This window comes from Pseudomonadota bacterium (genome assembly GCA_026390555.1).
In the GTDB taxonomy this organism is placed as follows: domain Bacteria; phylum Bdellovibrionota_C; class UBA2361; order UBA2361; family OMII01; genus OMII01.
The window spans coordinates 1-8,997 of record JAPLFS010000061.1; the positions used below are offsets into that span (position 1 = coordinate 1).

An 8,997-nucleotide genomic window follows, 5' to 3' on the forward strand; every position below is an offset into this window, starting at 1 on the left:
GCGCGCCCCTACCCCTACGGCAGCGGCCGAGATCTGCGTGCCGAAGGTAAGCGATCTACTTGTGCGTGTTGCCGAGCTAGAGCGGCGTCTAAGGGACGTAGACAGGTGGCTTAAGCCGCGCGTGCAGCGAGTTGATGAACTTAGTACACGACTGAATGCGCGGACGGTAGCAAGTTTGGGAGAGGCGCGTCTGCACCTTAAGGCGGCTGAGGCGATCTTGGCTGGAATTAGACCTGATCGTGTCTTGCAACTTCTTGGTGCGCATATCGACGCATTGCAGGGACGTCTTCGTCAATCTGGCAGAGCCTCTAACCAACTGCGGCTTAACGGCCTTGAGGCATTACAGATGCGCCTAAGAACGGGCTCGCTCAGAAGGGTCGAGGGGGTGCATGATATAGTTCGCACCCTTGAACTACGCCTTAAAGCGCTCAGCCCGCAGAAGGTGCTTGAACGGGGGTTCAGTATCGTATCGGTAGGGGGGCGACACCTTCGCTCAGTTTCAGAGGTTAAGGTAGGTGAGCTTATGGATGTATCAATAGTGGATGGCGTATTGTCAGGTACGGTATCGAATGTTTCAGACGTTAGTAAGGAGGAGGGGAGATGGCCAAAGGAGTAAGTACACAGCAGGGCGTTACGCTAGAGAGCGTTTTATCGGGTGAGTCGAGCGATGAGCAGCTTCGAGCATTGTCGTTTGAGCAGGCGCTCAAGCTACTTGAAGAGGTGGTGGCATCGGTTGAGAACGGCACGTTACCGCTCGACCGCGCCATCGGATCTTATGAGAAGGGCAGCGTGTTGGTGCAACACTTGAGGAAGTTGTTGGCCGGTGCTGAGGAGAAGCTGCGCGTTCTTAATCAGGTGGAGTAGTAGGGGGAAGAGCTAACGCCTGAGCGAAGCCGTGGAAGCGCAGTTCTCCAGAACGGCACAGGTATAAATTCAGGAGTGCGATCCCTTTCATGGCCGGTCAGATACCGGCGTTCCCAGTGCTAACGCATCACCGTATATTATTGATCAGTATTAAGGGAGATAAAGATAATTAGAGAGGCCCGACCCGGATTCTCCGTATTTTTTGGTGCTCGCCTGCGCGAGCACTAGGTTCGAACCGGCTCTTTAAAGCTCTAGGTATAAGGGGGATAAGTAGAGAGGCCCGACCCGGATTCGAACCGGGGATCACGGTTTTGCAAACCGTTGCCTTAGCCAACTTGGCTATCGGGCCGCAAGGTCTTTGAAGGTAGCTCGATAGGTAGAAAATATCAACCCACCATTGAGCTGTAACCCCCTAGCTTTATTAGAGCCTAGTTTCTAAGGAGATCTACTCTCCCAGTCTTTTGAATTATTCGGTAATTGTGTAATGTCACTTTGTTAACTGGTTTATCTGTTCGGATTTGGCGTATGACCTATGTAGTTACCCGTAATTGTCTCAGTACTAAGGACCGCTCCTGCGTAGAGGTGTGTCCCGTTGATTGCTTCTACGATATCAAAAAGAAGGAGTATAACGACCAATTCGGTCGTGAAGCCAAGGGCGTGGACTTCGGAATGCTAGTAATCCATCCCGATGAGTGCATCCACTGCGGCGCCTGTGAGACCGAGTGCCCAGTCGAAGCTATCTTTGAGGATTCCGGAGTGCCGGTAGATATGAAAGGTTTCGTGGAGATTAACTCTAAAGAGACCCTAGATATGAGCGACGAAGATCTGGATACCGCTCGCTGTACATCTAAATAGCGGCTACATCGATGCAATTAGCATCAGGTATGGTGGATAGTCACGATACTGCTATATTAAGGTTATGCCATTGGCCAAGCTTTTCTCCAGCATAATACTGGTCTCATTAATTATCTGTGCATCTGTACGGGCCTCCTACGCCGGTCCCGGTATCGGTTCAAATCTGGGTCTGCGCTCACAGGTAGATGCTAAAGCACAGGGGGGAGTATTTCAGGTTCCAGCAGAGCTGCGAGCGCGTGTTGATTTCTGGAAGGATATCTTCGCTACCTACACCTCAAACCAGATTGTAATTCACTACAGAGACTTTCCCCAGGTCCGCTTCGGGCTGCTAGATTTCTCAAACGAAGCCAAAACAATGAATCCCGTTGTCCTGGAACGCTATAAGGATAGGATCGAAAAAGAGGCTCTCACCACGATGCGAGAGCAACTAACGGCGCTCTCAAAAGGGGAGGAACCCAAGACGCCGTTTCAGCAGCAGGTTGCAGATCTACTCCGTGATATTCCCGGTGGAGCTATCAAGTATAAGCGCTTAATCGATGACGACCTAATCCGTACACAGTCAGGAATCAGGGAGCGCTACGCGGAGGCAATTCGTAAGTCTTGGCGCTATCTACCCGTAATGGAGCAGATTTTTGTTTCGGATTATGGTCTGCCTAAGGAGCTAACCAGGCTGCCGTTCGTTGAGTCATCCTTTGATTATACCGCATACAGTAGCGTCGGAGCGGCTGGTATCTGGCAATTTATGCCGCGCACCGCGCGCGCGCACAAGATGCAGGTTGGGAAATACGTTGATGAGCGCCGCGATCCGATCCGCGCAACACGTGCCGCCGCTGAATATCTGCGCGCTGCGTACAGCTCGCTTGGAACCTGGCCACTAGCCATTACCTCGTATAATCACGGTATCAGTGGGGTGCGCTCCAAGGTTAAGCGTGCCGGAACTAATAATTTAGCCGCCATTATCGAAGATCCACGTGAGCGCTACTTCGGATTCGCCTCAAGTAATTTCTATCCGGAGTTCCTAGCAGCGCTTGAGATCTTTCAGGACCATCAAAAATACTTTCCAGAGATCCCAATTGAGCAACCGTTGCGGCATGTATCTGTGCCGATCCGGAGCTCCGTATCAGCAAATCACGTTGCACGTCAGACCGGAGTTCCGATACAGGCACTTAAGGAGGCTAATTACGCACTCCTAGATCCGATTTGGCGTGGTGCGGCGCGTATTCCAGCCGGGTACGTATTGCGCGTACCGATTGAGTATCAGCAGCATGCCGAACGTGTTATCACGCCTGAGAACGTGCCAGTACGAGCGGCTTCAAAGACAAAATCCTCTGGCAGTAAATTACCCTCGCCAATAGAGCCGGCGCAAGCGGATGAGCGCGAGCTGCGCATATCCAAGCAGCGCTATATTGTACAGCCTGGTGACTCACTCTTTACAATCAGCAAGAGGAGTGGAGCTTCGATTAAAAAGATAAAGCAAGCAAACCACCTGACTAGCGCTAAGATTATGGCCGGACAGATAATTATTATTCCGTAACGGGATCGGGGTCGTTCTCAGACAGGGCAGAGCTGCTCTGCTGCACAAGGAACGATAGGTGCGGAATCTCTGCAGATACTGCAAAGACCTCCTTCTCAAATGAGTTTGTGAGACGCCCCAATTTACGAGCTTCGTTTACCAGTGATCCGAGAGCAGAAGTTCTAACACTTGCCGTAACTGAATCAGCGTGACGCGCACGAACGATGTCAAGGAACGCTACGCGCGCCCATGGTTCTGATACAGCGCGGCCTCGAATGCGTTCAAGTAGCTGCCGGAACTGCTCTACTTCGAGTCCATTCACCTGCCTGAGGAGGTCGAAATCATCGGCAATAAGACGAGAGATAAGGGAGCTGCTATTATCCCTTAATATTTTCAAGGCCAGCTCTAAGGCGCTGCGCTGCTTTGTTGCAAGTGCTGCATCCTGAGTTGCTGCCCCTTCCTCAGTTATGGAAGCAGTAGGATTTGCAGTGAGAAACTCAGGCTGAAAAAGTCGCGCATATTTTTCATCCGCGAGAGAGGAGAACTCTTCGAGTGGGATGCTGCGCTCACTGGCAAGCTGCGAAATCTCCTGGATAGCGTTTTGTCGTTCGCTACGACTGAGTAAATCAGCACGTCGCCTGCTTTCCCTATTATCAGCTGGATCCTCGACCTTGACCTTGGTTGCTAAAAGGTGAAGCAAGGCCAGGCTGTGTGCTGGATTAATCAGCCTATCCTTTAATGCAAGCAACACAAGTCGATGGGCGGTAGCCCACTCCTCGCGTGAAAACCAACTCTGGTTAGCCGGTATGCGCACGTTGTTGGGAAGCTCAAAGGTTAAGGCGAGCTCATATTCCTGGATAGACATCACTCGACCGAGCATGCGCATCGCTTTATGTAGCTCTACTGCGGATGCCAGGCCGAACTGCAATCGTTTTTCAGCATCCTGCGCCGTTACTAGCAGTCCCTGCGTTTTTATGCCCTGTTTGAGCTGCGTTTGATTAAGCGCGCGCGGAGCGATACCGGTTGCAAATACTACCGCCGCAAGGCGCTTGAGGCCCTGTAGCTCAGAGCTCTGGAACAATAGAGCGTTTGTGGTGGAGAGTACGCTACCGGCGAGCTCTTTGCGCGCAGAGATTAAGCGCTGCTCTTGATTCTCAAGCATGCCGCTAATTACAGAGATAGCGACCTCCTGCAGGGGTTTGGTTTCAAGCGCCTTGAGTAGCACGTAGCGTTGCTCTAGTAGCTGTTTACGCGATAAATCGGCTGTAAATGTGACTGTGCCTAAGCTCGGGATCACAACACCACTGAGCGTTGCTGAGAGTGCTTCCTGCATCGGATCTTGCTCCCACCGCTTTAAAATTTGGGCAGCTAGGTACAGCGCCTCCAGATTATGACTGTGAACGCAGAGGATTGCGATCAGGGACTCAGCTGCTTGCTTGGCGACGAGCTCTCCCTGATCTGACCGGCCGGCTAGAGCAAAAAGGGTTGATATAACGAGCTGCAGCTCAGAGCGAGTTAGGGTAGAAGCGTTTTGTAGTATAGCGATAGTGGTGAGAGCTGATTCGTTATGGGCTTCACGGATAACACCTAGCACCTCTTCTAGCGTGAGCGTCGTGCCATTAAGCTCAAAGCTGCTAGCCGGACCATCATCAGTCATGCCCGGTATCTTAAGTAGTAGAGGAGCTAGCTTTGTGTTGCTATCAGTCATAAAATTAGTACGCCCCGCCTGATGGATCTGATAGGCGAAATAGTTACCTATCCAGTGGTATGGTGCATTACGGTAAATGAGTTACCTAAAGGGCATCTTATAACTACTTGAATTATTTAAGGTAGCTACAAGGGTTGGCAGGCAGGGCAAAGAGCGATGTTTTATTGACCGTAATCGTATTGGCGATCCTTATAAAGATGCTAGAGCACGAATTTTAACAGAGTGCCCATATCATTCCTAAGTTTAACAAGTTGTTTGTTATGTCGCTAGACAAGTTCATCATGGGGGGATTCACTGGCAGTACCGGCTCTAGTACGGGGCAGTGGGTATCGAGCAGCCGAGACTCGCACAAAGAGCAGACCTTTCAACCCGATCGTGATACCGGTAGCAGCTTCGTGCTTGGTGGAGGAGGAAGCTCTGTGCGCTCTAAATATAATGAAAGTAATAGTGGTTCTAGATTAGGACAGCAAGGGACACCGTCTCTATCGCCGCGCGATGAGATTCGGTTGCACGGCGCACGGGGCAGTGGAGATATTCCGTCTGGGTGTTTCGGAGGAGGGAGAGGCAAGTCCGCTTCAAGTAGTGCGGATAGCAGTAAGGTGATTCCAGCGGTGTTTCTAGCCATTGCTTTTTTTATCTGTATGTTTATCGCGATCTCAGCAAGCCCAGCGTCAAATCAAGGGTTAGAGGGCAGGCCAAAACCCAATCTCGGGGCTAATCCGGCCACCAACCGTAACTTTCAACCTAGTTGGTCACGGTAACGTTTTTATCTATAAAGCTAGCGACAGCAGCGCTCAGAGGTTCAGCACCAAGCTCAATAGAGTTAATATGCGTCGCCCTTGGCACGATCATAAGGCTTTTTTCACATGAGGCGAGCGCATAAAGTTGATGGGCCATCGTAACAGGAACAACTAGATCGGCCTCTCCGTGGATCATAAATAGCGGCAGCCGTAGCCGAGGCATCCTTTGATCGTTGCGAAATCTGTTCGGCACAAGTTTCCATACAGGCAGGTATGGGTAGAGATAGCGCGACATATCCAAGGAGTTCGTAAAGGTGCTTTCGGTAATAAGGCCGGCCGCTGGAACGTGTTGCAATAGCTCTAACGCTACAGCGCCACCCATGGAGCATCCATAAACGATTATCTGCTCAGGAGCGTATCCCAGCACGTAGCGCAGGTGTGAGTACGCAGCACGCGCACTGGCGTAGAGCCGCTCCTCAGAGGGGGTCCCACTGCTCGCTCCATAACCTGGATAGTCGAAGGATAAACAGGCAGCCCCGATAGAGGAGAAGAGTTCGTAGTGCGCGGCAAATTTGGTCAGGTTGTGCTTATTGCCGTGGATAAAGAGCACGGCATGTCTCGACGAACTGCCAAAGAACGCCCCATCCAGATCTAGACCGAACTCCCCACCAAAGCGAAATCTCGCCGCATTAAAACGGGTAAGGCCACCATAATCTGTACTGGTTGGCTTAAAGCTTAATCTTTGTTCGAGATAGTTTAGCACAGAACCAAAAGGTTACCTGCTACCCCTCTTGAGCAGCTTGCGTATCCTGGTTCAGGGTAAGCTCTTCTATGTTCTTTGGCCAGAGGCAGATAATATCCGCACCTGGAACCTGAAACACAACAAGCTCGTCACCATCGCGACGGAAGCCGTAACGCACCGCACCACCGTTATCACGGAGCAGGTCACGGCAAGCCTTGTCCTGTCCGTCAAACCAAAGTTGCTGGTAGCGCTCAAGGAGCGAGTTATCATCGAGCAACTCGCGGTCTAGCATCGCCAAACAACGTGTATCAATGTTGACCTCGCCGAGCGTTTCGGTCGCATCCTTCACCATATCCGGAGCCTCAAGTGAATCTCCCTCAGGATGAACAACTATTGTGTAAGCAAATGGATCGCGCTCGATACGGTACGTTCCGCGAGTTACCGCGATAACCTTTCCACCATACTCACGGATCACTTCATTCTTTACCGTTGTATCCTCATCAACAACTGTAGCCATCTTTTCGATGAACTGCGGATTGGCGAGCATGAACTGATCAATCAAGACTAGATCGCCGCTTTCGATAGCGATCCTCTCCCGCTGGTTGCCACTCTCAGCACTCTGTCTAGGGTGCCGTCGGGAGTGTCTATCACCGCGACCTCCTCTCTGAGATCGCCCCCTTGAAGGGCCTCCGCTACCACGCTGTGGGCGCCGTCCACCTCCATTCCCTCTCTCTCTTCTCATATGAAATTACTTCCTAAGCTCAAAAAACGAATTATCAAAATTACCACCGGTAAGCTGACTTTAAAAAGCTTCCAAATGGCTAAGAATATTGGGGAAGCATATCAGAACAGGCGCGTTGTGTCATATAGGCACTCGGCAACTTATTTTGCCACATTTCAACAGGTTAGAGCATTAGTTTGCAGGAGCTGAGGGATCTGAGACCAGATCTGTAAAGCTCGACAGCGATTGGGTCGATAGTCCCCTTGATCGAAACGCCAACTATTGGGGCGTTGAAGAGGATCGCGAAAACGCTCTTGAGGACCGCTACGTGCACCTCTTTGAGAAGCGAATCCACTTCCGTGGTCCCCCTCGGGGGGCCACTTTATTTTTAACATGAGGAAACAGGGTTCATGCATCAATCAGAGATACATGTAGCAGGGGCAAATGGAGAGATCGCAGTAGGATTAGGGCTCTGGTACGATTCCGAGCGGCTAATGCTGGAGGGGATCTATCTTGATGAGGTCACAGCCTACCGCGCGCGCAAGGGGTGGATTGAGGCCTTTGAAGTGAACTTTCTGCTTGAAGATAGAAATGATTTCGTGGTGCGGGTTTATTCGCAGCAGGAGATTGGGCGTTTCTGCGTAAAGTGTGAGTTCGCTTCCGCCTGCGGGAGATATGCCTTTTGGCGGCTGACTCATCACCAGGCAACGGAGGTACAGTTTCTACTCGAAACGGCGCACCTCCCGGTCTTTAGCACGCTTCCTGAGATGCCTATCTTTGATTCATACCGAGATACAGAGATGCCGTTGAGGGACACTCATACACCGCATACCCCGAAGTGGCTTTCAATCTGGGGTATGCTACGTACGCTCAGCGCCTCCCTCCTAGCCAGAACGAAGGGAACGAGGGGAGCAGTGCCGCGTTAAAACATTTAGTGTCTCGTTTTTTCAAGGCGTGAGATAACTCCAGAAACTTGATAGTGGAGGCGACGCTAGTGGCAACGACGGGCGCAGATGGTAAGCACATCATAGCAGCGGGAGAGGTTGGCGCCTTCACCGTCTGCGCGCAATCCTGGAAGCTCAAGTGGGTCGATAAGCAGGGCGCACGGGTCGCCTTTGAGGAGAAGCTTCTCGGACAGAAATTGCATCAAGATTGGTCAAACATCTTTGATGAATCGCTTAAGCTTGGGCTGTGGATTCGATACCTTGCGGTGCTACTGTGCGCGGCGCTCGTTCTCTTTTTGCTGCTTAACCAAGAGGGCATTCCTATCGATAAGTTGCTGGCTATTTCGATTAGAAACAATGGGCTGCAGCTCCTACTGCTCATTGGCGCAACCCTGCTTGTGATTCGCTCATTCTCGCGAGCTGCTGGTCGTCGTAGAAAGGCGAGTGGTTTCTCATCGTCCTCAATTACTATCTCAATCGAAGGGAGTACCATCCTGCCTGAGCGCGAATATATCTCTCTTGCTCAAGGATTAGCCGGTAAGCCCGATGCCTTGATAGAGGAGGCCGGACTTATCATTCCGGTAGAACGCAAACCGCTCGCTAAGAAATTACGCGATCGCTACATTGCACAGCTACTTGTATACATGCGGCTGGTCGAGGAGTTCGAAGGTAAGCGTCCGACACATGGATATCTACTGCTTGGCCCGACATGCAAACGTATCAGGGTTGATAATACCGAAGCCAAGCAACGCTGGGCGCAGGGCCTAATTGACCAGATGCGCCGGATTCTGGACGGAGGTCCTGTCACGCCAAGTCCACATCCGATTAAGTGTGCTAAGTGTGACGTCAGGCAGCGCTGCTATGCGCGGGCTGATGTAGTGCAGGATCCGACAGCCGGACGCGACAAGGA

At 51.5% G+C, this 8,997-nt stretch carries 10 protein-coding genes, 1 tRNA gene and 1 pseudogene; 7 read left to right on the forward strand and 5 right to left on the reverse strand.

What is annotated here, in order from left to right; translation table 11 throughout:
• Both NTV65_07880 and xseB read left to right on the forward strand, forming a co-directional pair.
• On the forward strand, positions 1 to 616 hold a 616-nt coding region (locus NTV65_07880; GenBank protein ID MCX6115116.1), incomplete at its 5' end, for a hypothetical protein.
• Positions 601 to 864 (forward strand): exodeoxyribonuclease VII small subunit, encoded by a 264-nt coding sequence (gene xseB, locus NTV65_07885; GenBank protein ID MCX6115117.1) that lies wholly within the window; start codon positions 601 to 603, stop codon positions 862 to 864. The genes NTV65_07880 and xseB, both read left to right, overlap by 16 nt.
• 276 nt (positions 865 to 1,140) lie before the next feature.
• Here the strand turns inward: xseB and NTV65_07890 are convergent.
• A tRNA-Cys gene (locus tag NTV65_07890) sits at positions 1,141 to 1,213 on the reverse strand.
• 176 nt (positions 1,214 to 1,389) lie between these two features.
• Here NTV65_07890 and NTV65_07895 point away from each other — a divergent pair.
• Positions 1,390 to 1,659 (forward strand): annotated as a pseudogene (locus tag NTV65_07895) (ferredoxin family protein).
• 124 nt (positions 1,660 to 1,783) lie between these two features.
• Positions 1,784 to 3,253, forward strand: coding sequence for a transglycosylase SLT domain-containing protein (locus NTV65_07900; GenBank protein MCX6115118.1), 1,470 nt, complete (start codon positions 1,784 to 1,786; stop codon positions 3,251 to 3,253).
• Here NTV65_07900 and NTV65_07905 read toward each other — a convergent pair.
• On the reverse strand, positions 3,243 to 4,940 hold the full coding sequence (locus NTV65_07905) for a hypothetical protein (protein MCX6115119.1): 1,698 nt from the start codon (positions 4,938 to 4,940) through the stop codon (positions 3,243 to 3,245). The two genes, NTV65_07900 and NTV65_07905, sit on opposite strands and share 11 nt — an antisense overlap.
• 260 nt (positions 4,941 to 5,200) lie before the next feature.
• Between NTV65_07905 and NTV65_07910 the strand changes: the two genes are divergently transcribed.
• Positions 5,201 to 5,701 (forward strand): hypothetical protein, encoded by a 501-nt coding sequence (locus NTV65_07910; protein MCX6115120.1) that lies wholly within the window; start codon positions 5,201 to 5,203, stop codon positions 5,699 to 5,701.
• Here NTV65_07910 and NTV65_07915 read toward each other — a convergent pair.
• The 3 genes from NTV65_07915 to NTV65_07925 form a co-directional block, all read right to left on the reverse strand.
• Complete coding sequence (locus NTV65_07915; protein ID MCX6115121.1) at positions 5,685 to 6,443, reverse strand: alpha/beta hydrolase; 759 nt, start codon at positions 6,441 to 6,443, stop codon at positions 5,685 to 5,687. The genes NTV65_07910 and NTV65_07915 overlap by 17 nt on opposite strands.
• A 19-nt stretch (positions 6,444 to 6,462) precedes the next feature.
• Positions 6,463 to 7,164, reverse strand: a complete 702-nt coding sequence (locus tag NTV65_07920) for a hypothetical protein (protein ID MCX6115122.1) — start codon at positions 7,162 to 7,164, stop codon at positions 6,463 to 6,465.
• A 163-nt stretch (positions 7,165 to 7,327) separates the two neighbouring features.
• Positions 7,328 to 7,498, reverse strand: a complete 171-nt coding sequence (locus NTV65_07925; protein ID MCX6115123.1) for a hypothetical protein — start codon at positions 7,496 to 7,498, stop codon at positions 7,328 to 7,330.
• Positions 7,499 to 7,553: 55 nt separating this feature from the next.
• Between NTV65_07925 and NTV65_07930 the strand changes: the two genes are divergently transcribed.
• Together NTV65_07930 and NTV65_07935 are read left to right on the forward strand one after the other, a co-directional pair.
• Positions 7,554 to 8,069 carry a hypothetical protein gene (locus NTV65_07930; protein MCX6115124.1) on the forward strand — a complete coding sequence of 172 codons (516 nt, stop codon included), beginning with the start codon at positions 7,554 to 7,556 and terminating at the stop codon, positions 8,067 to 8,069.
• A 68-nt stretch (positions 8,070 to 8,137) separates the two neighbouring features.
• Positions 8,138 to 8,997: Dna2/Cas4 domain-containing protein (locus NTV65_07935; protein MCX6115125.1), on the forward strand; the 860-nt coding region annotated here is incomplete at its 3' end.

What these genes read in the sequence shown, in the direction of transcription:
- xseB (MCX6115117.1), top strand. Translation starts at nt 601, where the DNA reads ATGGCCAAAGGAGTAAGTACACAGCAGGGCGTTACGCTAGAGAGCGTT.
- NTV65_07900 (MCX6115118.1), top strand. Translation starts at nt 1,784, where the DNA reads ATGCCATTGGCCAAGCTTTTCTCCAGCATAATACTGGTCTCATTAATT.
- NTV65_07905 (MCX6115119.1), bottom strand. Translation starts at nt 4,940, where the DNA reads ATGACTGATAGCAACACAAAGCTAGCTCCTCTACTACTTAAGATACCG.
- NTV65_07910 (MCX6115120.1), top strand. Translation starts at nt 5,201, where the DNA reads ATGTCGCTAGACAAGTTCATCATGGGGGGATTCACTGGCAGTACCGGC.
- NTV65_07920 (MCX6115122.1), bottom strand. Translation starts at nt 7,164, where the DNA reads ATGAGAAGAGAGAGAGGGAATGGAGGTGGACGGCGCCCACAGCGTGGT.
- NTV65_07930 (MCX6115124.1), top strand. Translation starts at nt 7,554, where the DNA reads ATGCATCAATCAGAGATACATGTAGCAGGGGCAAATGGAGAGATCGCA.